The organism is Tepidimonas sp. HKU77, assembly GCF_049728535.1.
In the GTDB taxonomy this organism is placed as follows: Bacteria; Pseudomonadota; Gammaproteobacteria; order Burkholderiales; family Burkholderiaceae_C; genus Tepidimonas.
The window spans coordinates 181,080-201,800 of the sequence record NZ_CP187300.1; the positions used below are offsets into that span (position 1 = coordinate 181,080).

Here is a 20,721-nt window from a genome sequence, read left to right on the forward strand (position 1 = left end):
ATCGCGCCCACCCATCATCCGAAGGAGACTCCCATGCACGCTTGGCTGTGCGAAAACCCCGTCGGCGTCGACGCGCTGCAATGGAAAGAACTGCCCACCCCGACACCCGGGCCCGGCGAGGTGCTGATCGAGATCGCCGCAGCGAGCCTGAACTTCCCGGACCTGCTCATCGTGCAGAACAAGTACCAGTTCAAGCCTCCGCTGCCCTTCGTGCCGGGGTCGGAGTACGCCGGCATCGTGCGCGCGACAGGCCCGGGCGTCACCGGGCTGCAGCCTGGCCAGCCGATCGCCTGCCTGACGGGCACGGGGGGCTTTGGCACGCATACGCTGGCACCGGCGCAGCGCTGCATCCCGCTGCCCGAGGGTTTCGACCTGACCGATGCCGCCGCCTTCATCATGACCTACGGGACGTCGTACCACGCGCTGCTCGACCGCGGCGCGCTGCAGCCCGGCGAGACGGTGCTGGTGCTCGGTGCCGCTGGCGGTATCGGCACGGCGGCGATCCAGATCGCCAAACACGCGGGCGCGCACGTCATCGCCGCCGCCTCCAGCGCTGAAAAATGCGCGCTGGCGCAACGCCTGGGGGCCGACGCGACCATCGACTACTCCCTGCACGGCGCCAGCGGTGGCTTTCGCGACGAGCTCAAGCGCCTGACCGAAGGCCACGGGCCGGATGTGATCGTCGATCCAGTGGGGGGTGACTTGGCCGAGCCGGCGTTGCGCTCGATCGCCTGGCGTGGCCGCTATCTGGTCATCGGGTTTGCCGCCGGCCCGATCCCCAGCTTGCCGCTGAACCTGCCACTGCTCAAGGGGGCATCGCTGGTCGGGGTATTCTGGGGTGAGTTCGCCCGCCGCGAGCCCACGGCCAACGCAGCCATGCTGCAGACGCTGGCACAGTGGTATCTCCAAGGGCACATCAAACCGGTCATCGATCGCGTGCTGCCAATGACCGAACTGCCCCAGGCCTACGCTCTGATGGCCCAGCGCCGGGTGATGGGGAAGCTGGTGCTGCGCAACACGCCCTAGAATGGGGCTTCGACAGTCGCCAGGGGAGCCCGCGGTGCGTCCTAGCCGGGACGGTACGGGCTGAGAGTGGGCCGCAGGCCATGGGGGCCGACGCCCAGACCCTGGAACCTGATCCGGTTCGCACCGGCGGAGGAAGCGCGACATGACCTGGATGCCGATGGCCGCCGTGGGCGCGGCTCTGATTGTCTTTTTGTGGGTCGGGCTGCGCGCCCGCACCGCCAACGCCCCCCTCGACGACTACCTGACCGCCCGCGGCTCGCAGCGCGCGGGCACGCTGGCGTGGTCGTTTTTGGCCTCGGGGCTGGGCGCGTGGATCCTGTTCGTACCCCCCGAAATCGGGGCCTTCGTCGGCCCAGTGGCGCTGGCGGGCTACGCCATCGGCGCGGCGCTGCCCTTTTTGGTGCTGGCGTGGTGCGGGGCTGCCATCCGACGCTCGCTGCCCACGGGACGCAGCCTGACAGACTTGGCCGGCGAGCGCTTCGGCCCGCTCATGCGCGGCTGGGTGCTGGTGCTGTCGCTGCTGTACATGCTGTGCTTCGTGACCGCGGAGCTGACCGCCGTGGGCGCCATCGTGACGCTGCTGACCGGCGCCGACGGCCGCTGGGCGGTGCTGGCGGTGGCCGCCGTGACGCTGACCTACACCACCTGGGGTGGCCTGCGCGCCAGCCTGGCCACCGACCGCTGGCAAGGCTGGCTGCTGCTGGCGCTGCTGGCCCTGGTCGCGCTGGTCATCGGCCAGCAGCCGCCGCAGCCGCGCGGCGAGCCGACCGCCCCTGCCTCGGCGCCCCTGTCGGTGGGACTGTCGGTCGCGCTGACCCTCGTCATCGCCGTCACCGCCGCCAACGTCTTTCACCAGGGCTATTGGCAGCGGGTCTGGTCGGCCGACAGCACGGCCGCGCTGCACCGCGGCGCGTGGCTGGGGGCGCTGGGCACGGCGGCGGCCATCGCGCTGGTCGGCGCACTGGGCATGTGGGCGGCGCGCCAGGGCCTGCCACTGGGCCAGCCGCCCATGCCGTTTTTCGCGCTCGTCCAGCACGCCCCCGCCTGGGTGGTCGCCCCCGTGCTGTTGCTGGCGGTCACGCTCGTCGCCTCGTCGGTGGACACGCTGCAAAACGCCATCGCGGCGCTGCTGGTTTCGCAACGGCGCGACGCATCGCTGCCTGGGGCGCGCTGGGCCACGGTTCTGCTCATGGTGCCAGTGATCGCCGTCGCCTGGCAAGGGCTGTCGGTGCTGCGGCTGTTTTTGATCGCCGACTTGCTGTGCGCCACAGCCGTGGTTCCGCTGCTGCTGGCCCTGTGGCGCCGCACGCCCCGCGGCGCGGCCCTGACGGGAGCACTGGCGGGTCTGGTGGGCGCCGTCCTGCCCGATGCGATCGCCAGCGGCAGCGTCGCCGCGGGCATCCACGCCGCCACCTTCCCGGCCAACGTGCCGACGCTGGCCCCCTTCGTGGGCGCGCTGCTGGCCTCGAGCACGGTCACGCTGGCGTGGACCGTGCTGCGTCCAGCGCGCGATTGATCAGGCGCGCGCGTCGCCCCAGCGCAGCGGGCAGCGGTCGTCGCCCACGTAGGTGGCGCGGCCATGGCGGTCCACGCAGTAGCTGGGCGAGACGATCATGTCCTGAAACAACATGCCTGCGCCGATGCGGGTGTACTCGAACAGCACGCTGCGCTCGACCCGCGAACCCGCGCTCAGGTGGCAGCCATGGCCGATCCACGCGGGGCCCACGATCGAGCAGCCGGGATCGAGCCGCGTGCTCGACCCGATGTAGACCGGCCCCGTGATCTGCACCCGGTCGACATCGATGCGGGTATTGAGCCCGACCCACACGCCCGGGCGGATTTCTTTGCCCGGCATGCGCATGCGCTCGATCTCGCCGCGCAGCACGCGCTGCAGCACCGACCAGTAGTCGCTCACCCGACCGATATCGATCCAGTGAAACGGCCGACTCTGCGCATAAAACGGCAAGTCGCGCTCCACCAGCAGCGGAAAGAGCTGACTGCCGATGTCGAACACCTGACCGGACGGCACCAAGTCCAGCACGGCCGGCTCGAAAATGTAGATACCGGTGCTGGCCAGGGTCGAGCGCGCCTCCTCGGGCCGGGGCTTTTCCTGGAAGGAGCGCACGCGTCCGTCGGCGTCGGCCACCACGATGCCGTAGTTGCTGACCTGGTCGCGCGGCACGTCCAGCGTGACGACCGTGGCCAGCGCCCCTTTGGCGCGGTGCTCGGCCAGCGCCGCGGTGATGTCCAGATCGACCAGCGCGTCGCCGCACAGCACGATGGTCGTCTCGTCGAAGAAGCCGCTGAAATCCTGTATGTGCTTCATGCCACCGGCCGAGCCCAGCGGCCGCGGCAGGATGTCGCCGTGCTCGTACACCCCTTCGTAGGAGTAACCGATCTCGACCCCCCAGCGGTGCCCATCACGAAAATACTGCTCGATCTTGTGGTGATTCCACGCCACGTTGACCATGATCTCGCGCACCCCGTGCGCGGCGAGCTGCTCGATCAAATACTCCATGACCGGTTTGCCGAGGATCGGCACCATCGGTTTGGGGAGGTCTTTGGTCAGCGGGCGCACGCGGGTTCCCTGTCCCGCGGCCAGGATCATGCCTTTGGCCATGATGGTGTGCAGCGTCGAGATACAAAAAAAGCCCCTAATGGGGCTTTTGTCTGATGGAAATCGGTGGGGTGGCTGATGGGACTCGAACCCACGACAACCAGAATCACAATCTGGGACTCTACCAACTGAGCTACAGCCACCGTAGAAGCCGAAATTATAGCGCCGATCTGGGCCTCGTCGGCCCGGGACCTGGGTCTCGTCTTACTTGACCAGGATTTCCGCCTCATAGCGCTGACGCAACGCGGCCAGGTAGGCGCGCGCAGCCCCCTCGCCCCACAGGCGGGCGAGTTCTTGCCGCTCGTTGCGTTGCTGCAACGCGTCCGGGGTATCGCGCGCCGGGCCACGCCGCACGCGCATCACCGCAGCGCCCTCCGGCCCCAGATCGACCAGCACCCAGGCCGGGGCGTCGCCATCGAGTCGCGCACTCAGCGCGGCCCGCACGGCGGCGGGCGGCAAGCCCTGCGCCGCCTGACGGGACACGAGCACCGGCGCCCGCAGTCCGCTGGCCGCGTTCGGCTGCGCCGACCATTGCGCGTGCGCCTGCCGTGCGGCCTCCAGCGCCGCGGCACGCGCGCGCTCCTGCACGATGCGCTGGCGCACCTGGGCCGCCACGGCCTCGAAGGGCTGGCGCTGCGCCGGCCGGTGCTCGACCACGCGCACCGACACCAGGCGGTTGCCGCCGAGCTCGATCGCGGGGCTGTTGCGCTTTTGACCCAAGGCCTCCTCGTTGAACACCGCACGCAGCACGGCCGGCTCGCGCAGCACGGCGTCTGCCTCCCCCACCGGCCCCGTGCGCTCGACGGTCGCCTGCCGCACAGGTACGCCCAGCTCGCGCGCCACCGGCTCCAGGGAGTCCGCCTGCTCGTACACCAGATTGCTGAAGCGCTCGGCGCTTTCCGCAAACTGCCGCTGTGCGAGCTGGCGGCGCAGCTCGGCTTCGATGCGCGGGCGCGCCTTCTCGAACGGCTCGGGCGCGGGCCGTCGCACATCGATCAACTGGATGATGTGCAGACCGAAGTCGGTCTCGACGATGTCCGAGATTTGCCCCTTCTGCAGCGCGAAGACGGCGTCCTCGAAGGGTTTGACCATTGCCCCGCGCCCAAACCAGTCCAAATCGCCCCCTTTGGCTGCAGAACCCGGGTCTTGCGAGCGGGCACGCGCCAGCTCGGCAAAGCGGCTCGGGTCGCGGCGCAGCTCGGCCAGCAGTTGCTGCGCCTCAGCGCGCACCCGCGTCTTGTCCGCCTCCGACGCCTTGGGGTCGAGCTGCAGCAGGATGTGCGCGGCGCGCCGTTGCTCGGCGCGCGTGGTATCGGCCACATTTTGCTGGTAATAGGCGCGCAGATCGTCTTCGGTGACGGCAACGCGCGCGGCCACCGCTTCCAGATCAAGCACCACGTACTCGATGCGCGCCTGCTCGGGGGTGCGAAAGTCGTCGGCGTGCTGTTGATAAAACGCCTGTAGCTCGTCATCCGTCACACGCACGGCGGCTGCAAAATCTGCCGGCCGGAACGTCGCCAGCGCCACCTCGCGCCGCTCGAAAAAGGCCTGCGCCGCCCAGTCGGCCAGCGCCCTGGGCATGAAGGCGCTGTCGCGCACGATGCGGGTGACGCTGTCGCGCGCGAGCTCGGCGCGCACGCTGGCCTCGAACTGCTCGGCCGTCAGGCCTTGCGACCGCAACAGGTCTTGGTAGCGCTGCACGTCCAGGCTGCCGTCGGGCTTGCGCAGTTGCGCGATGGTGGGGTCGCGCAACAATTCGGCCGCCAGCCGGCGATCGGTGGTCACCAGCCGCATGTCCTGCGCCGCGCGGGCCAGCACGCGCTCATCGAGCAAGCGCTGCAGCGTCGCACGTCGGCTGTCGTCGCCCTCCAACAAGGCGCGATCCAGCCCCGGCATGGCGGCACTGAGCCGCTCGACTTCGCGCCGGTGGGCTGCGTCCCATTCGGTGCGGGTGATGCGCTCGCTGCCGACGCGCGCCACGGGTTCGGAGGCGTCCCGAAAACGGGTGTACCCCTCGATGCCGAAGAAGACGAACGAAGGGATGATCAACAACATGAGCAGCGCCATCAGCACTTTCATGTTGTTGCGGAAAACGTCGAACATGGCCTGCGCTCGGGGGTTGGGTGGTGGGTGCTGACGGGTTCGAACCGCCGACATTCGCCTTGTAAGGGCGACGCTCTACCAACTGAGCTAAGCACCCGTTGCATCGCGGGCCGGTCACTGCACACCGGCCGCGGCAGCAGTCATCCGTTCACGGCGTCCTTGAGCGCCTTGCCCGGACGGAATTTCGGCATTTTAGCCGCAGCGATCTCGACCGTCTCGCCCGTCTTCGGATTGCGCCCCTTGCGCGCAGCGCGTTCGTCCACCACGAACGAGCCAAATCCAACCAGGGTCACGTCGCCGCCCTGGGCCAGCGCCGTCGTGACGGCAGAGGTGAAGGCATCCAACGCCCGCGCGGCTTGCTGGCGCGTCAGGTCAGCTTTTTCGGCGATGTGGTCGATCAGTTGTGCTTTGTTCATGCGGGGTTGCTCCTGCAGACGGCGCGGACCGTGGCGCCGCAAAAAGCCGCGTATTCTACCCACGGCACGCGCATCGAGCGCACGCATCAAACGCCACTGCGCAATGCCTCCTCGATGGCCCGCCCGACATCCTGCGTGCGGGCGCTGCCACCGATGTCCGGGGTGCGCGGCCCACCGCTGCCCGGGTCGAGCACCGCCTCGATGGCGCGCACGATGGCATCGTGTGCGTCGCGGTAGCCCAGAAAATCCAGCATCAGCGCGCCGGACCAAATCTGGCCGATCGGGTTGGCGATGCCGCGGCCCGCGATGTCGGGTGCCGAGCCGTGCACGGGCTCGAACAGCGAGGGGAAGCGCCGCTCGGGGTTCAGGTTGGCCGACGGGGCAATGCCGATGGTGCCGGTACACGCCGGCCCCAAATCGCTGAGGATGTCGCCGAACAGGTTGCTCGCCACCACCACGTCGAAATGCTCAGGCCGCTGCACGAAGTGCGCCGTCAGGATGTCGATGTGAAACTGATCGACCGTCACGTCCGGGTACTCCGCCGCGATCGCGCGTACCCGCTCGTCCCAGTACGGCATGGTGATGGCGATGCCGTTGGACTTGGTGGCGCTGGTCAGGCGTTTGCGCGGGCGGCGGCGCGCTTGCTCGAACGCGTAGCGCAGCACACGGTCGACGCCGTGGCGGGTCATGACCGTCTCTTGCAACACGATCTCACGTTCGGTGCCCTCGAACATGCGCCCACCAATGCTGGAGTATTCGCCCTCGGTGTTTTCGCGCACGATCAACATGTCGATCTCACCCGGCGCGCGCGCACTGCCGTCGCGCCGCACCAGGGGTGACCGTATGCCCGGCATCAGCCGCGCTGGGCGCAGGTTGACGTACTGGTCGAAGGTGCGCCGAAACTGCAGCAGCGAGCCCCATAGCGATACGTGGTCCGGGATCTTTTCGGGCCAGCCGACGGCGCCGAAGAAGATCGCGTCGTGTCCGCCGATGCGCTCCTGCCAATCGTTGGGCAGCATCTGTCCGTGGCGCTCGTAGTAGGGCCAACAGGCAAAGTCGAAGTGATCGAACACCAGCGCGATGCCGAAGCGCTCGGCCGCGGCCTGCAGCACGCGCAGCCCTTCGGGCATGACTTCGACGCCAATGCCGTCTCCGGCGATGACGGCGATGCGATGGGGTGCAGACATGGGCATGGGCCCCTCCAGATCGAACGCTCAGGATCCCCGGCTGGCGCGCACCACCAGTGCGACGCCGGCAGCGGTCAGCGCCGTGCCGATCAGCGTGGTCAGCGTGACCGGCTCACCAAACAACAGCCAGGCCAAAGCCGCAGTGCACGGTGGCACCAGGTACATCAAGCTGGAGACGGACGCCGCCGCGCCGCGCTGGATCAGCAGGTACAGCAGCGAGCTGCCCCCCAACGTCAGCCCCAGCACCGACCACGCCATGGCACCGACAGACTCGGCATTCCAGCGCATCGGCTCGGCCTCGGCCCACGCCAGCGGCAGCGTGACCAGCAGTGCCGCCGCCAGCTGCACCGTATTGGCGGTGCGCACGTCGCAGGGCGCCAAAAAGCGCTTTTGATACAACGTGCCGCTGGTGATCGCGAGCAACGCGCCAATGGCGTACGCCAGATTTTCCGCGTTGGCGGTATCACCGGGCGACCCAGCCCCCAGCTTGTGCCACACCACCAGCACCAGCCCCACGAAGCCCAGCGTCAGTCCCAACCAGTGCCGCCCCGAGACGCGCCCGCCGGTGCCGGCCAACCACAACGCCGTCAGCACCGGCTGCAGACCCACGATCAGAGCCGATAGACCCGCCCCCATGCCCGCCTTGACCGCCGCCCATACGCCGCCCAAATAGCCCGCGTGCATCAGCACCCCAGTCACGGCCAGATGCCCCCACTGGACCAAGCCGCGCGGCCACGCCACCCGCGCCAGCGCGATCCAGACGCCAAAACATGCGATCGACAAGGCATACCGCCAGGCCAGAAACGTCATTGGCGGCGCATGCGGCATGCCGTAGCGCGCCACGATGAAGCCCGTGCTCCAAATGAGCACGAACACCGCCGGCATGGCGCGGATCCAGGGGGAGTCGGCGGCGGTCATGGTCAGCCGGGGCGCGGGGCTTCAGCGGGTACGGGCCCGGATCTCGGGAATGGCTTTGCTCAGGTAGTACACCATCGACCATACGGTCAGCACGGCCGCGGCCCAGATCAGCACCGTCCCCCACCAGCGCGTGTCCACCCCCAGCACCACGCCGTCATAGAGCAGAAACGGGATGGCCACCATCTGCGTGGCCGTCTTGGCCTTGCCCACCATGTGCACCGCCACGCTGCGCACCGCGCCGATTTGCGCCATCCATTCGCGCAGGGCCGAGATGGCGATTTCGCGCCCGATGATGATGAGCGCCACGAACACGTGCACGCGCCCCAGATGCACCAGCTCGAGCACACAGGCACAGACCAAAAACTTGTCCGCCACCGGGTCCAGAAAGGCGCCGAACGCCGACGTTTGGTTGAGCCGCCGCGCCAAGTAACCGTCGGCCCAGTCGGTCAGGGCAAACACGATGAACAGCCCCGTGGCCAGCAGGTTCTGCGTCACGGGCAACAGCCCCGGCCAGTGAAACACCGCCACGATGAGCGGAATGGCCGCGATGCGCGCCCAGGTCAGCAGGGTGGGCAGGTTGAAAAACATGGACTCGGATTATGCGGGTTTATCCGTGCAGTGCGCGGTAGATGGTCTGCGCCAGCTCCAGCGAAATGCCTTCGACGCTGGCCAGGTCCTCGACACTGGCCGCGGCCACCCCGCGCACGCCGCCAAAGCGCGCCAGCAGCCGCGCGCGCCGCTTGGGGCCGACGCCCGGAATATCCTCCAGCCGGCTGCCGCCGGTGCGCGTGCGGGCCCGGCGCGCGCGCATACCGGTGATCGCGAACCGGTGCGCTTCGTCCCGAATCTGGGCCACCAGCATCAGTGCCGCCGAATCGGGGGGGAGCGTGATTTTGTCGCGCCCATCGGCGAAAACGAGTTCCTCCCGCCCCACCTTGCGTCCCTCGCCCTTTTCCACGCCAACCAGGCGCGCCGGGTCCAGCCCCAGCGCCACGAACACCTCGCGCGCCACGCCCACCTGGCCCACGCCCCCATCGATGAGCACGATATCGGGCAGCCGCGCCTCGCCGCGCACGCGCGCTGGCTCGGCGCCCAATGCGCCATCGCCGCCGGTATCCGCCAACGCGGCGGCCAACTTGCCGTAGCGGCGCTGCAGCACCTGGCGCATGGCCGCGTAGTCGTCACCCGGGGTGATGCCCTCGATCGCGTAGCGCCGGTACTGCGCGGGCTGCATCTGATGCCCCTCGAACACCACGCACGACGCCATGGTCGCCTCGCCCGCGGTGTGCGAGATGTCGAAGCACTCGATGCGCAGCGCGGCCAGCGCTTCGGGCGGGTCGGTGGGCAGCCCCAGCGCCTCGGCCAGCGCACGCGTGCGCGCCTGCTGCGACCCCTCCTCGGCCAGCAGCCGGGCCAATTGCAAGTCGGCGTTTTGCTGCGCCATCTCCAGCCACTGCCGGCGCTGCTCGCGCGGGTGCCACACCCCGCGCACGCGCACGCCGCTTTGCTCCGACAGCGCGGCCAGCAGCGCCTCGTCCACCGGCGCACCCAACACCAGCACGGGGGGAGGCGGCACCTGTGTGTAGTGCTGGGCGATGAAGGCTTCCAGCACCCGCTGCTCCACCGATGCGCACTGCTCCGGGTCGGCCAGCGCCGCGCCATCCTCCACGTGGGTGGGAAACGACGGCCGATCGCCCAAGTGGCGGCCGCCGCGTACCATGGCCAGGTTGACGCAGGCGCGCCCGCCCTGCACCCGCACCGCCAGGATGTCCACATCCTGGTCGTCGTAACTTTCCATCGCCTGCTGGTGCAGCACCCGCGACAGCGCCGTGATCTGGTTGCGCACCTCGGCCGCCTGCTCGAATGCCAGCCGCTCGGCGTGCGCGAACATGCGCGCCTCCAACTCGGCCAGCACCGCCTGACTCTCACCGTTGAGGAAGGCGCTGGCCGCGCGCACGTCGGCGGCGTACTCGGCCGGACTGATCAAACCCACGCACGGGCCGCTGCAGCGTTTGATCTGGTACAGCAGGCACGGCCGTGTGCGGTGCGCAAACACCGTGTCCTCACAAGTGCGCAGCCGAAAGACCTTCTGCAGCAGCGCGATGGTTTCCTTCACCGCCCAAGCGCTCGGGTAGGGGCCGAAGTACTGGTGCCGTCGATCCACCGCCCCCCGGTAGTACGACATGCGCGGATAATGGTCAGGGTTGGGCACTCCCGGCACTCGTCCCGCCTGCGGCGCCTCCGGCACCCAGGTGCTCGCGCTCAGCCGCAGATAGGGGTAGCTCTTGTCGTCGCGAAACAGAATGTTGTAGCGCGGCTGCTGCGTCTTGATGAGGTTGTTTTCCAGCAGCAGCGCCTCGGCCTCGGAGCGCACCACCGTGGTCTCCAGACGCGCGATCTGGCTGACCATATGCCCGATGCGGGTGCCGTCGTGCGTTTTCTGAAAATAACTGCTGACCCGCTTTTTCAGGTCCCGCGCCTTGCCCACGTACAGTAGGTTTCCCGCCGCGTCGTAGTAGCGGTAAACCCCAGGCAGCGACGGCAACGCCGCCACTGCCCGCAACAATGCATCCGAATGCTGCCCTGACATGTCCGATCTCGATGCTGACACCGCCGCCGATTGTGCGCTCACCTGGGACGTGTTTTGCCACGTCATCGACAACTGGGGCGACGTCGGCGTGTGCTGGCGCCTGTGCCGCCAACTCGCCGCTGCGGGCCAGCGCGTGCGCCTGTGGATCGACGACGCCTGCGCCCTGGACTGGATGGCACCCGGCGCGCGCACGGGTGGCGTGGCGGGCGTGACCGTGCACGAATGGCCGGCGGCGCACACCGCGAGCCAACCACCCGCCGCACCACCGGGCGTACCGCCAGGCGACGTGCTGATCGAGGCCTTTGGCTGCCACGTACCCGACGAATGGGTCGCGGCCCTGCTGCCCCCGCTGGCCCGCGATGGCCAACCCAGCGTCTGGCTCAACCTGGAATACTTGAGCGCCGAGCCGTGGGTCGCGCGCAGCCATGGACTGCCCTCGCCCGTTTGTCATGGCTTGCTGGCGGGCCGAACCAAGTGGTTTTTCTTCCCCGGTTTCACACCCGTCACGGGCGGGCTGCTGCGCGAGGCCGACCTGATGGCGCGCCAACGGGCGTTCGACGCGGCGGCCTGGCGCGCCCACACCTGCCGCCAGAGCAGCGCCCCCTGCGGGCCGTGGGTCAGCTTGTTTTGCTACGAGCCAGCCGCCCTGCCGCGGCTGGTGGCACAGCCAGCGCTGACACACGCACAGTGGCTGGTGGCCGCGGGCCGCAGCGCCGCGGCGTGGCAGGCGTTGGCCCCTGCGCTGCCTGCGGGGGCGCGAATGCGCGTGCTGGAGAGCGTGCCACAACCGGCGTTCGATGAGCGCCTGTGGGCCTGCGACCTGAATTTGGTGCGCGGTGAAGATTCGCTCGTGCGGGCGCTGTGGGCGGGCCAGCCCTTTTTGTGGCAACTCTACCCCCAGGACGACGGCGCCCACCACGCCAAGCTGGACGCTTTTCTGGACTGGCTGGACGCGCCCGACGACTGGCGCGCCTGGATGCGCGTGTGGAACGGCGTGCCCGGCGTTGAACCGCCGCCGTTGACCACCGGCACCCTGCGGCGCTGGCGCGACGCGGTGCACACCGCCCGCACGCGCTTGCTGGCTCAAGACGACTTGTTGACCCGGCTGCTGGCCTTCGTGCGGGCCAAGCGCAAAACGGGCGGCGCCCCAACCGTCACCTCGGCGGGGTAAAATGTTCGGTTTGTTCGACGAACTCCCGCCAAAGCTACCATGAAACTCGCTCAAGAAATCCGCGCCGGCAACGTCATCATGCACGGCAAGGACCCGATGATCGTCCTCAAGACCGAATACCAGCGCGGCGGCCGCGGTGCCGCCACCGTGCGCATGAAGCTCAAGGCGCTGCTCAACAACAGCGGCACCGAAGTCGTCTTCAAGGCCGACGACAAGATCGACAACATCATCCTCGACAAGAAGGAATGCACCTACTCCTACTTCGCCGACCCGATGTACGTCTGGATGGACAGCGAGTACAACCAGTACGAAGTCGAGGCCGAGAACATGGGCGACGCCCTCAACTACCTCGAAGACGGCATGACCGCCGAGGTCGTGTTCTACGAGGGCAAGGCCATCTCGATCGAGCTGCCCACTTCCGTCGTGCGCGAGGTCACCTGGACCGAGCCGGCCGTCAAGGGCGACACCTCAGGCAAGGTGCTCAAGCCGGCCAAGATTGCCACCGGTTTCGAGGTCATGGTGCCGATCTTCGTCGAGCAGGGCGACAAAATCGAAATCGATACCCGCACCGGCGAATACCGCAAGCGCGTCTGATGGTGCACGACCCCGAGCACGACCTGCAGACGCAGCGGCTGGCCGACGCGGCCGTCGAGATGCACCTGCTGTCCGACGAGGGCAGCCGACCCGCACCCGACGCCTATCGGCTGGCCTTTGTCGACCCCGAATTCCTGCTACGACGCGAAACGCGCGGCATCCGCTTTCAGCTCGAGCTGCTCAAGCCCGACCTCGCGCAGACCGAGGCGGGCATCGACAACACCATCGTCGTCTTCGGCAGCGCCCGCTTTCGCGAGCCGGCCCAGGCCGAGGCCATGTGGGCCGAGGCACAAGCCAGCGGCGATGCGGTGGCCGTGCGAAGGGCGGCGGCGATTCGCCGTAACGCGCGCTACTACGACGAAGCCCGGCGCTTCGCGCAATTGGTGGCTGCCTATAGCCAGTCTTGCCCCGACGCCGCGAAGCTCTATATCGTGACCGGTGGCGGCCCTGGCATCATGGAAGCGGCCAACCGCGGCGCGCACGACCTGGGCGCACCCAACGTGGGACTGAACATCCTGCTACCGCACGAGCAGGAGCCCAACCCCTACATCAGCCCGCACCTGCGCTTCAAGTTTCACTACTTCGCGCTGCGCAAGATGCATTTCATGATGCGCGCCAAGGCGCTGGTCGCCTTCCCCGGCGGCTTTGGCACCCTGGACGAACTGTTCGAGGTGCTCACGCTCGTGCAGACGCACAAGGCCAAGCCGGTGCCGGTCTTCCTGTACGGCAGCGATTACTGGAAGCGGGTGATCGACTTCGAGGTGATGGTCGACGAGGGCGTCATCTCGCCCGAGGACCTCGAGCTCTTTACTTACGTGGACACCCCGGAAGCGGCGTGGAACGGCATCCGTGCCTTCTACGACCTGCCCACCGCCTGCGTACCTGACGCCAGCGCTTAGCGCTCGTGACGGCGCTCGGGCACCGCGTCGCGCGGCACCGGCGCGCGCGACGCCAGCCGCAAGTGCAGTGCGGCCTGCGCCATCAGATTGGCCGACACGGGCGCGGTCACAAACACGAACAGCGTGATCAACAGCTCGGCGATGCCGGGCCGCCCATGCACCAGCGAAACCAGCATCGACGCCAGCAGCACGCCCCCCACGCCCAGGGTCGAGGCCTTGGTCGGGGCGTGCAGCCGCATGTAAAAGTCGGGAAAGCGCACCAGTCCAATCGAGCCCACGAGCAAAAAGAACGAGGCCACCAGGATCAGCACCCCAGCTAGGTGTTCCAGCCAAACGGTCATGTCGCTCCCCTTCACTCGATCACGTCACCACGGGTCACGTAGCGCGCCAGCGCCACCGTGGAGACGAAGCCCATCATCGCGACGATCAACGCCGCCTCGAACAGCAGCGGCGTGTCGTAGCGCATCCCCAGCAGGATGACCAGCGCCACCATCCCCATGTACAGCGTGTCGAGCGCCAGGATGCGATCGAGCCGCTCGGGCCCACGCAGCAGACGCCAGCCACACAGCAGCACCGAGACCGCCACCGTCACCGCGCCCACGTCCAGCGCCCATGCCAACAGCGCACTGCTCATCCCCGACCTCCTCGTCCCGATGCACCATGCGCATCGTCATCGACCCCGAATATCCGCAGCAGGGGCGCCTCGTAGCGCGCCTTCATGTCCGCCACCATCGCGGCGGCATGGTCGCAGTTGAGTGCGTGCACGCGGATCTCGCCCCGCTCCTCGTCGACCACCGCCGATACGGTGCCCGGCGTCATCGTGATGATGCTGGCAAACAAAGCGTTCACGCTCGGGTGGGTGCTGGCCAGTGGCACGCGCAGCCACGCTGGCTGCACGCGCTGCAGGGGGCCCAGCGTCAACCGGGCCACCGTCACATTGGCCACCACGATGTCCCACAACACCACGAAGAACAATCGCACGGCGCCGGGCCAGTGGATGCAACTGGCCGCACCCAAAAACGGGGCCAACAGTCGCGGCAGCCCCCAACCCAGCAGCACCGCCGTCAATAGGTGCACGAGCGCCACGCTGTGCGACAACGCCAGCCAGGTCGCCGCCAGCAACAGCGACAGCACGGGATGGGGAAACCAGACGCGCCAGCGGGGCGTCCCGTCGGCGGGGTGGAAAGGCGCGCGCGGGGTCGGCGTGGTCATGGGCGGTCCTCCTGCGCGGCACCGGTCGGCGCCGCGTCGTTCGGCAGCACGCGGCGGCCGTCGTACGGCCGCGTCGTCGGCACGTCCGCGCCACCTTGGCGCTGCAGCACGGTGGCCGCGTAATGATCCTTGTCGGTCAACTGCTGGGCCAGCGCATCGGTATAGGCCTTGATGGGACTTGCCGCGAGTGCCATCGCCACCGTCAGCCCCATGAAAATCCACGGTGCAGCCAGCAACCGCGCGCTACTGCCCGCCGCAGTGACGCTGCCGTCATCGGGCTGCACGTGCCAGAACATCACCACCCCTGCCCGCGCCAAGCCCAGCAGGGTCATAAACCCCACGCCCAGCACCACGGCCCACACCCACGGCTGCACGGGCAAATCCGCCGTGCTCTGCAGCAGCATCAGCTTGCCCAAAAAACCGGGCAGCGGCGGCAGACCGGCCGCCGACGCAGCACCAAACAGCATCATCACTCCCAGCAGCACGGGCTCGCGCACGGCAGGGGCGGGCTGCAGGCGGTCGTGCATCGTCCCGCGCTGGGCGGCCACCAGCTCGGTGAACAAGAACAAACCCGCGATCACCACAGTGCTGTGCAGCGTGTAGTACAGCGCCGCGGACAGCGTGGCCGGCGTAAACAGCGCCACCCCGGTGAGGATCGTGCCCACGGAAGACACGGTCAGGTACGCCACCATGCGTGCCAGGGTGTGCGCCGCCAACGCCCCCAGCACGCCCAGCACACTGGTCAGCAGCGCCGCCGGCAACAGCCACGACTGCGCCGTCAACGACGCCGCCCCGGCGTCGACCCCGAAAATCACCCAGTGCACGCGCACGATGCTGTACACCCCGACCTTGGTCATGAGGGCAAACAGCGCCGCCACCGGCGCGCTGGCCGCGGCGTAGGTGCCCGGCAACCAAAAGTACAGCGGCACGAGCGCGGCCTTGAGCCCGAACACCACCAGCAGAATCAGCGCTGCCGACTGTGCCAGCCGCAGCGCATCGCCCTCCAGGCGCGCGACCTGCAGCGCCGCATCGGCCATGTTGAGCGTGCCGGTGACCGAGTAAAACATCGCCAACCCAATGAGGAACAGCGCCGATGCCGTCAGGTTGAGCACCACGTAGTGCACGCCCATGCGCAGGCGCTCGCGCCCCAGGCCGTGCAGCATCAGCACGTAGGACGCGATCAGCAGCACCTCGAAAAAGACGAACAAGTTGAACAAGTCGCCGGTCAGGAAGGCGCCGTTGAGCCCCATGAGCTGGAAGTGAAACACCGCGTGGAAATGTCGCCCGCGCACGTCCCAGCCGCCGCAGGCATACCACAGCACGGGCACGGCCACCGCTTGCGTCAGCAGCACCATCAGGGCCGACAGTCGATCCAACACCAGCACGATGCCGAACGGCGCGGGCCACTCGCCCAGCTCGTAGACCATCAGCTCGCCGCTGGCCGCGCGCGCCACCAGCCCCACGGCCATGGCCAGGCCCAACGCGGCCGACGCCAGGCTGAGCGCGCGCCGCCAGCGCACGCGCGCGCCGCCGTGCGGTCCACCTTGGGCCGACAGGCCATCGTGGTCGCCCAGCAACAACAAGGCCACCGCCGTCAACGACGGCAGCAGCACCGACAGCACGGGCGCATGCGTCCCCCAGAATGCCAGCAGGGCCTGCATCAACCCGCCCCCCCATCACGGCCCGCCGCGCCACCGCGGCCGCCCGGCTCGGCGCCATCGACGTGATCGCTGCGCGCCTCGTGCGCGCTGCGCAGGGCCAGCTCGACGACGAACCCCGTGGTGGCAAAGCCGATCACGATCGCCGTCAACACCAGAGCCTGCGGCAGCGGATCGGCCACTGGCTCGTTGCCGATCAGGATGGGATGGGCATCGGTCCACAGCCGCCCCATGACGAAAATGAAGACGTTGACCGCGTAGCCGAGCAGCGACAGGCCCAGCACGACGGGGAAGGTGCGCCCGCGCAACAGCAGGTACACGCCACACGCGGTCACCATGCCAATGCCGGTGGCGACGAGAAATTCCATGCTCATGAGCGTTGCTCCTGGTGTCCGTCGGCCGACTGGGGCCCGTCGACGCTCGCCGCCCCGAGGACGGAGATCGTCAACAACGTGGCGCCCACCACGGTCGCATACACCCCCAGGTCGAACAGCGCGGCTGATGCCAGCGGCAGCTCACCCAGCAGCGGAACATAGGGGTGCCCATGCGCACTGGTCAGGAATGGCCGACCAAAAACGAAGGCCCCCGCCCCCGTCAACCCCGCGATGGCAAGCCCCGATCCGATCCAGCGCACGTAACGCCGTCCGCCCTGGGCACGCAACAGCGCTTCGGCGGGACCTTGCCCCATCGCCATGTATTGCAGCACGATGGCCACCGCCGTCACCAGGCCCGCGATGAAGCCCCCGCCCGGCATGTTGTGGCCACGCATGAAGATGTAGAGCGCCACCACCAAGGCCACCGGCAACACCACCGACGCCGCCACCCGCAACAGCAAGGGATGCTGCGCAAACGTCCAGCGCCGCCCCTGTTCGTCGACCGGCGGGCGGTGCACGCGCATGCCCTCCATCAGTGCCAGCACGCCGATGGCCGCGATGGCCAGCACGGTGATCTCGCCAAAGGTGTCGTAGCCGCGGAAATCGACCAGGATCACGTTGACCACGTTGCTGCCACCGCCCTTGGGCAGCGACTGCTCCAAAAAGTACCAGGCGATGGAGGCGTGATCGCGCGTGAGCATCACCCAGGCGATCCAGGCGATACCAGCGCCCGCAGCCAGCGCCAGTGCCGCGTCGCGCAGCCGGCGGTTGGCCGACGACTCGCGCGGCGTGTACTGGGGCAGCAGCGCCAGCCCAATGAGCAACAGCACGGTCGACACCAGCTCCACCGACAGCTGCGTCAACGCCAGATCGGGCGCCGACAGGCTGACGAAGGTCAGCGACGTCACCAACCCCACGACCCCCACCAGCACCACGGCCAGGAAGCGCTGGTGGTGGGTCAGCACCAAGGCGATACATGTCGCCGCGAGCAACAGCCACACCACCACGGCCAGCACGTTGGCATCCAACGGCGTGCGCCCACCCGTGCCGATGGGCTGCCCCACCAATGGCGCGGCCGCCACCACGATGGCCGCCCCCAACAACCACACCAGGTAGCGCTGCAGCGAGCCGTTTTCCAGCGCCACCGTCAGGCGTCCAGCGACACCGAACAGCGCGTCCACGGCCGACTCGAACAGCGCACGCCCCGTCCAGCGGCCAAACCAGTCTTCCGACACGATGCGGTGCAGGCGCCGCCCCCGCACCAGCGCCGCGTACAGCGCCACCCCACCGACGAGCGCCAGCGCGCTCATCAGCAGCGGTACATTGAACCCGTGCCACAAAGACAGGTGATACGCTGGCAACGCGCCCCCCACCATGGCGCGGGCGGCGACATCGACGAGCGGCCCGGCCACCAGCGCCGGCAGCACCCCCACCAGCAGGCACAGCAGCACCAGCAGCGCCACGGGCAGCTTCATGCCCAGCGGCGGCTCGTGCGGGTGGGCGTTGGGCACTTCGCCCAGCGGGCCGTTGAAGAAGGTATCGTGCACCAGCCGCAGCGAATACGCCACGCTGAACGCCCCGGCCAGCGTCACCACCACGGGCAGCAGCGCGCCCCACGGCGATGTCGCCGCCGTCACGGCCTCGGCAAAAAACATTTCTTTCGACAAAAAGCCATTCGTCAGCGGCACCCCCGCCATGGCGGCGGCGGCCACCAGCGCCAGCGCCCCCGTCCACGGCATGAAGGCCCACAGGCCCCCGAGCTGACGCATATCGCGCGAGTGCGTCTCGTGGTCCACGATGCCCGCCACCATGAACAGCGAGGCTTTGAACGTTGCATGGTTGAGCACGTGAAACACCGCCGCCACCGCCGCCAGCGGCGAGCCCAGCCCCACCAGACACGTCACCAGCCCCAGGTGGCTGACCGTCGAATACGCCAGCAGCCCCTTGAGATCATGCTTGAACAGGGCGATGAAGGCCGCAAACAGCAGCGTCACCGCCCCCACCGTGGTCACGATCGCCTCGAACCACCCCGACCCCGCCAGCACCGGGTGCAGCCGCATCAGCAAAAAAACGCCTGCCTTGACCATGGTGGCCGAGTGCAGGTACGCCGACACCGGTGTGGGCGCCGCCATCGCGTCGGGCAGCCAGAAGTGGAACGGAAACTGCGCGCTCTTGGTGAACGCGCCCAGCAAAATCAACAGCAGCGCCGGCAGGAACAGTGGATCGGCCTGGATCTCCGCCGCGCGCCCCGTCATCTCGCTGATCTCGAAGGTGCCCGCGATCAGCCCAAGCAGCACAAAGCCACCCAGCATCGCCAGCCCACCGCCACCCGTGACGGCCAGCGCCTGGCGCGCACCGCTGCGCGCATCGGGCCGATGGCTCCAGTAGCCCACCAGCAAAAAGGACGACACACTGGTCAGCTCCCAGAACACGACCAGCACCAGCAGGTTGTCCGACAGCACCACGCCCAGCATGGCGGCCATGAACAGCATCAGCAGCGCGTAGAACTTGGCCGCCGAGTCCTGTGGCGACAGGTAGTAACTGGCGTACAGGATGATCAGCAGGCCGATGGCCGTGATCAGCCCGGCGAACATCAACGATAGCCCGTCCAGCCGCAAGCTCAGGTGCAGGCCGATCTCGGGCACCCAAGGGAAAAATGCCCGCTCCCCCACCCCGCTCCAGGCGGCCGGGGCCTGCAGCAGCAGCAACACCAGACTGCCGACGGTGACGGCGGCGGCGGCCAGCGCCGCGGCACGACGCGAGCGCCCGCCGAGCACCCCCGTCAGCGCAGTCCCCAACAGCAGGGGCAAAAAAACGATCAACAGCAGAGTCATCGCATGGACTCAAGGCACGGGCGGGCACCCCCGAAGGGCGACCACCGCAGGATGAATGACGCCCCGGATTGTAGGCAAGTGCGCCAGCCCCCCGGCACGCCAGGTCACGCGCGCGGCGCGGGCGGCTGGTTCACCGGCGTCAGCGCCCGCCCTTCTGTCAGATACGCAATCAGATTGTCCACCGCCAGATCGACCATGGCGCGTCGCGTGCGCAGCGTGGCGCTGGCGATGTGGGGCGTGAGCACCACGTTGGGCACCGAAAGCAACCCCGGGTGCACCGTCGGCTCGCCCTCGAACACGTCCAGCCCCGCGGCGGCGATGCGGCGCTCGCGCAGCGCCTCGGCCAGCGCCGCATCATCCACGATGCCGCCGCGCGCCAGGTTGACCAGCACGGCGCTGGGCTTCATGCGCGCCAGCTCCGCCGCACCGATGGTGTGGTGACTCTGCGGTGTATAGGGCAGCACCAGCACCAAGTGGTCCGACTCGCGCAGCAGCGTGTCCTTGTCCACCCAGGTGGCGCGGCACGCCCCCTCCACCGCTGCATCCAGCCGGTGCCGGTTGTGGTAGAGCACGCGCATGCCAAAGCCGTGCGCGCCCCGGCGCGCGATCGCCTGCCCGATGCGGCCCATGCCCAAAATGCCTAGCGTCGTGCCGTGTACCTCGGCGCCGACGAAAAAATCGTATGACCAGCGCGTCCACTGCCCGGCGCGCAAAAAGCGCTCGCTCTCGGTAACGCGCCGCGCCGCGGCCAGCAGCAGCGCAAAGCCAAAGTCGGCCGTGGTCTCGGTCAGCACGCCTGGCGTGTTGGTGCCCACCACACCGTGCGCATCCATCGCCTCGACGTCGAAGTTGTTATAGCCCACCGTCATGTTGGCCGCGATGCGCAGCGCGGGGCAGGCGCGCAGCAGCGCGTCATCGACGCGCTGGGTGCCCGTCAGCAGCACACCGGCCTTGCCCTGCAGGCGACGGATCAACGCCTCGCGCGGCCACTCTTCGTCCGTGGGGTTGTCCTCGACGTCGAAGTGCTGGCGCAGGCGCTCGACGGCCTCGGGAAAGACCGCCCGCGCCACCAATACTGCGGGTCGGCCGCCGCTTGCCGATGCGCACGGATGTCCGTCCATC

Annotated in this window: 19 protein-coding genes and 2 tRNA genes; 5 read left to right on the forward strand and 16 right to left on the reverse strand. The window is 68.5% G+C overall.

Annotation, left to right across the window (positions count from 1 at the left end; translation table 11 throughout):
- Positions 1-33: 33 nt before the first annotated feature.
- Complete coding sequence (locus ACPP3B_RS00770; RefSeq protein ID WP_424859452.1) at positions 34-1,026, forward strand: NADPH:quinone oxidoreductase family protein; 993 nt, start codon at positions 34-36, stop codon at positions 1,024-1,026.
- A 142-nt stretch (positions 1,027-1,168) separates the two neighbouring features.
- Positions 1,169-2,542: a sodium:solute symporter family transporter gene (locus ACPP3B_RS00775; RefSeq protein ID WP_299019943.1), complete on the forward strand. Its 1,374-nt coding sequence runs from the start codon at positions 1,169-1,171 to the stop codon at positions 2,540-2,542.
- On the opposite strand, the gene ACPP3B_RS00780 is transcribed toward ACPP3B_RS00775, so the two are convergent.
- From ACPP3B_RS00780 to uvrC, 9 genes are all read right to left on the reverse strand, one after another.
- The gene (locus ACPP3B_RS00780) at positions 2,543-3,646 is read right to left on the reverse strand and encodes an NDP-sugar synthase (protein ID WP_299019941.1); all 1,104 of its coding nucleotides are present in this window, start codon (positions 3,644-3,646) and stop codon (positions 2,543-2,545) included. It abuts the gene before it with no gap.
- A 64-nt stretch (positions 3,647-3,710) separates the two neighbouring features.
- Positions 3,711-3,786: transfer RNA gene (locus tag ACPP3B_RS00785), tRNA-His, on the reverse strand.
- Positions 3,787-3,847: 61 nt separating this feature from the next.
- Entirely contained in the window at positions 3,848-5,746 is a 1,899-nt protein-coding gene (locus ACPP3B_RS00790; RefSeq protein ID WP_424859453.1) for a SurA N-terminal domain-containing protein, read from the reverse strand.
- 21 nt (positions 5,747-5,767) lie between these two features.
- Positions 5,768-5,843: transfer RNA gene (locus ACPP3B_RS00795), tRNA-Val, on the reverse strand.
- A gap of 43 nt (positions 5,844-5,886) precedes the next feature.
- Positions 5,887-6,180, reverse strand: coding sequence for an HU family DNA-binding protein (locus tag ACPP3B_RS00800; protein ID WP_299019956.1), 294 nt, complete (start codon positions 6,178-6,180; stop codon positions 5,887-5,889).
- Positions 6,181-6,248: 68 nt separating this feature from the next.
- Positions 6,249-7,349 carry a tartrate dehydrogenase gene (locus ACPP3B_RS00805; RefSeq protein WP_299019953.1) on the reverse strand — a complete coding sequence of 367 codons (1,101 nt, stop codon included), beginning with the start codon at positions 7,347-7,349 and terminating at the stop codon, positions 6,249-6,251.
- Positions 7,350-7,376: 27 nt separating this feature from the next.
- A complete protein-coding gene (locus ACPP3B_RS00810) occupies positions 7,377-8,267 on the reverse strand; it encodes a DMT family transporter (RefSeq protein WP_424859454.1) in 891 nt (296 codons plus the stop codon).
- 21 nt (positions 8,268-8,288) lie between these two features.
- On the reverse strand, positions 8,289-8,855 hold the full coding sequence (gene pgsA, locus ACPP3B_RS00815) for a CDP-diacylglycerol--glycerol-3-phosphate 3-phosphatidyltransferase (RefSeq protein WP_299019932.1): 567 nt from the start codon (positions 8,853-8,855) through the stop codon (positions 8,289-8,291).
- A gap of 19 nt (positions 8,856-8,874) precedes the next feature.
- Positions 8,875-10,857, reverse strand: a complete 1,983-nt coding sequence (uvrC, locus tag ACPP3B_RS00820) for an excinuclease ABC subunit UvrC (RefSeq protein WP_424859455.1) — start codon at positions 10,855-10,857, stop codon at positions 8,875-8,877.
- Here uvrC and earP point away from each other — a divergent pair.
- The 3 genes from earP to ACPP3B_RS00835 are packed head-to-tail and all read left to right on the forward strand — an operon-like array spanning position 10,856 to position 13,521.
- Positions 10,856-12,028, forward strand: a complete 1,173-nt coding sequence (gene earP / locus ACPP3B_RS00825) for an elongation factor P maturation arginine rhamnosyltransferase EarP (RefSeq protein WP_424859456.1) — start codon at positions 10,856-10,858, stop codon at positions 12,026-12,028. The genes uvrC and earP overlap by 2 nt on opposite strands.
- Positions 12,029-12,067: 39 nt before the next feature.
- Positions 12,068-12,622: an elongation factor P gene (gene efp / locus ACPP3B_RS00830; RefSeq protein WP_299019511.1), complete on the forward strand. Its 555-nt coding sequence runs from the start codon at positions 12,068-12,070 to the stop codon at positions 12,620-12,622.
- Positions 12,622-13,521: a TIGR00730 family Rossman fold protein gene (locus tag ACPP3B_RS00835; RefSeq protein ID WP_424859457.1), complete on the forward strand. Its 900-nt coding sequence runs from the start codon at positions 12,622-12,624 to the stop codon at positions 13,519-13,521. The genes efp and ACPP3B_RS00835 overlap by 1 nt, the downstream gene beginning before the upstream one ends.
- Here the strand turns inward: ACPP3B_RS00835 and ACPP3B_RS00840 are convergent.
- From ACPP3B_RS00840 to ACPP3B_RS00870, 7 genes are all read right to left on the reverse strand, one after another.
- Positions 13,518-13,862, reverse strand: coding sequence for a Na+/H+ antiporter subunit G (locus ACPP3B_RS00840; protein WP_299019515.1), 345 nt, complete (start codon positions 13,860-13,862; stop codon positions 13,518-13,520). The two genes, ACPP3B_RS00835 and ACPP3B_RS00840, sit on opposite strands and share 4 nt — an antisense overlap.
- 11 nt (positions 13,863-13,873) lie before the next feature.
- Positions 13,874-14,155: a K+/H+ antiporter subunit F gene (locus ACPP3B_RS00845; RefSeq protein ID WP_299019516.1), complete on the reverse strand. Its 282-nt coding sequence runs from the start codon at positions 14,153-14,155 to the stop codon at positions 13,874-13,876.
- Entirely contained in the window at positions 14,152-14,733 is a 582-nt protein-coding gene (locus ACPP3B_RS00850; protein WP_424859458.1) for a Na+/H+ antiporter subunit E, read from the reverse strand. The genes ACPP3B_RS00845 and ACPP3B_RS00850 overlap by 4 nt, the downstream gene beginning before the upstream one ends.
- Entirely contained in the window at positions 14,730-16,394 is a 1,665-nt protein-coding gene (locus tag ACPP3B_RS00855; protein WP_299019518.1) for a monovalent cation/H+ antiporter subunit D, read from the reverse strand. Before ACPP3B_RS00855 ends, ACPP3B_RS00850 begins: the two co-directional genes overlap by 4 nt.
- Positions 16,394-16,759 (reverse strand): Na+/H+ antiporter subunit C, encoded by a 366-nt coding sequence (locus ACPP3B_RS00860; protein ID WP_424860205.1) that lies wholly within the window; start codon positions 16,757-16,759, stop codon positions 16,394-16,396. The genes ACPP3B_RS00855 and ACPP3B_RS00860 overlap by 1 nt, the downstream gene beginning before the upstream one ends.
- Before the next feature lie 2 nt (positions 16,760-16,761).
- Positions 16,762-19,599, reverse strand: coding sequence for a monovalent cation/H+ antiporter subunit A (locus tag ACPP3B_RS00865; RefSeq protein WP_299019519.1), 2,838 nt, complete (start codon positions 19,597-19,599; stop codon positions 16,762-16,764).
- 104 nt (positions 19,600-19,703) lie between these two features.
- Positions 19,704-20,720 carry a 2-hydroxyacid dehydrogenase gene (locus tag ACPP3B_RS00870; RefSeq protein WP_299019520.1) on the reverse strand — a complete coding sequence of 339 codons (1,017 nt, stop codon included), beginning with the start codon at positions 20,718-20,720 and terminating at the stop codon, positions 19,704-19,706.
- Position 20,721: the final 1 nt, after the last annotated feature.

What these genes read in the sequence shown, in the direction of transcription:
- ACPP3B_RS00865 (WP_299019519.1), bottom strand. Translation starts at nt 19,599, where the DNA reads ATGACTCTGCTGTTGATCGTTTTTTTGCCCCTGCTGTTGGGGACTGCG.
- ACPP3B_RS00845 (WP_299019516.1), bottom strand. Translation starts at nt 14,155, where the DNA reads ATGAGCAGTGCGCTGTTGGCATGGGCGCTGGACGTGGGCGCGGTGACG.
- ACPP3B_RS00835 (WP_424859457.1), top strand. Translation starts at nt 12,622, where the DNA reads ATGGTGCACGACCCCGAGCACGACCTGCAGACGCAGCGGCTGGCCGAC.
- ACPP3B_RS00790 (WP_424859453.1), bottom strand. Translation starts at nt 5,746, where the DNA reads ATGTTCGACGTTTTCCGCAACAACATGAAAGTGCTGATGGCGCTGCTC.
- ACPP3B_RS00840 (WP_299019515.1), bottom strand. Translation starts at nt 13,862, where the DNA reads ATGACCGTTTGGCTGGAACACCTAGCTGGGGTGCTGATCCTGGTGGCC.
- pgsA (WP_299019932.1), bottom strand. Translation starts at nt 8,855, where the DNA reads ATGTTTTTCAACCTGCCCACCCTGCTGACCTGGGCGCGCATCGCGGCC.
- ACPP3B_RS00855 (WP_299019518.1), bottom strand. Translation starts at nt 16,394, where the DNA reads ATGCAGGCCCTGCTGGCATTCTGGGGGACGCATGCGCCCGTGCTGTCG.
- efp (WP_299019511.1), top strand. Translation starts at nt 12,068, where the DNA reads ATGAAACTCGCTCAAGAAATCCGCGCCGGCAACGTCATCATGCACGGC.
- ACPP3B_RS00780 (WP_299019941.1), bottom strand. Translation starts at nt 3,646, where the DNA reads ATGGCCAAAGGCATGATCCTGGCCGCGGGACAGGGAACCCGCGTGCGC.
- ACPP3B_RS00860 (WP_424860205.1), bottom strand. Translation starts at nt 16,759, where the DNA reads ATGGAATTTCTCGTCGCCACCGGCATTGGCATGGTGACCGCGTGTGGC.
- ACPP3B_RS00805 (WP_299019953.1), bottom strand. Translation starts at nt 7,349, where the DNA reads ATGTCTGCACCCCATCGCATCGCCGTCATCGCCGGAGACGGCATTGGC.
- ACPP3B_RS00770 (WP_424859452.1), top strand. Translation starts at nt 34, where the DNA reads ATGCACGCTTGGCTGTGCGAAAACCCCGTCGGCGTCGACGCGCTGCAA.
- ACPP3B_RS00810 (WP_424859454.1), bottom strand. Translation starts at nt 8,267, where the DNA reads ATGACCGCCGCCGACTCCCCCTGGATCCGCGCCATGCCGGCGGTGTTC.
- earP (WP_424859456.1), top strand. Translation starts at nt 10,856, where the DNA reads ATGTCCGATCTCGATGCTGACACCGCCGCCGATTGTGCGCTCACCTGG.
- ACPP3B_RS00775 (WP_299019943.1), top strand. Translation starts at nt 1,169, where the DNA reads ATGACCTGGATGCCGATGGCCGCCGTGGGCGCGGCTCTGATTGTCTTT.
- ACPP3B_RS00870 (WP_299019520.1), bottom strand. Translation starts at nt 20,720, where the DNA reads ATGGACGGACATCCGTGCGCATCGGCAAGCGGCGGCCGACCCGCAGTA.
- uvrC (WP_424859455.1), bottom strand. Translation starts at nt 10,857, where the DNA reads ATGTCAGGGCAGCATTCGGATGCATTGTTGCGGGCAGTGGCGGCGTTG.
- ACPP3B_RS00850 (WP_424859458.1), bottom strand. Translation starts at nt 14,733, where the DNA reads ATGACCACGCCGACCCCGCGCGCGCCTTTCCACCCCGCCGACGGGACG.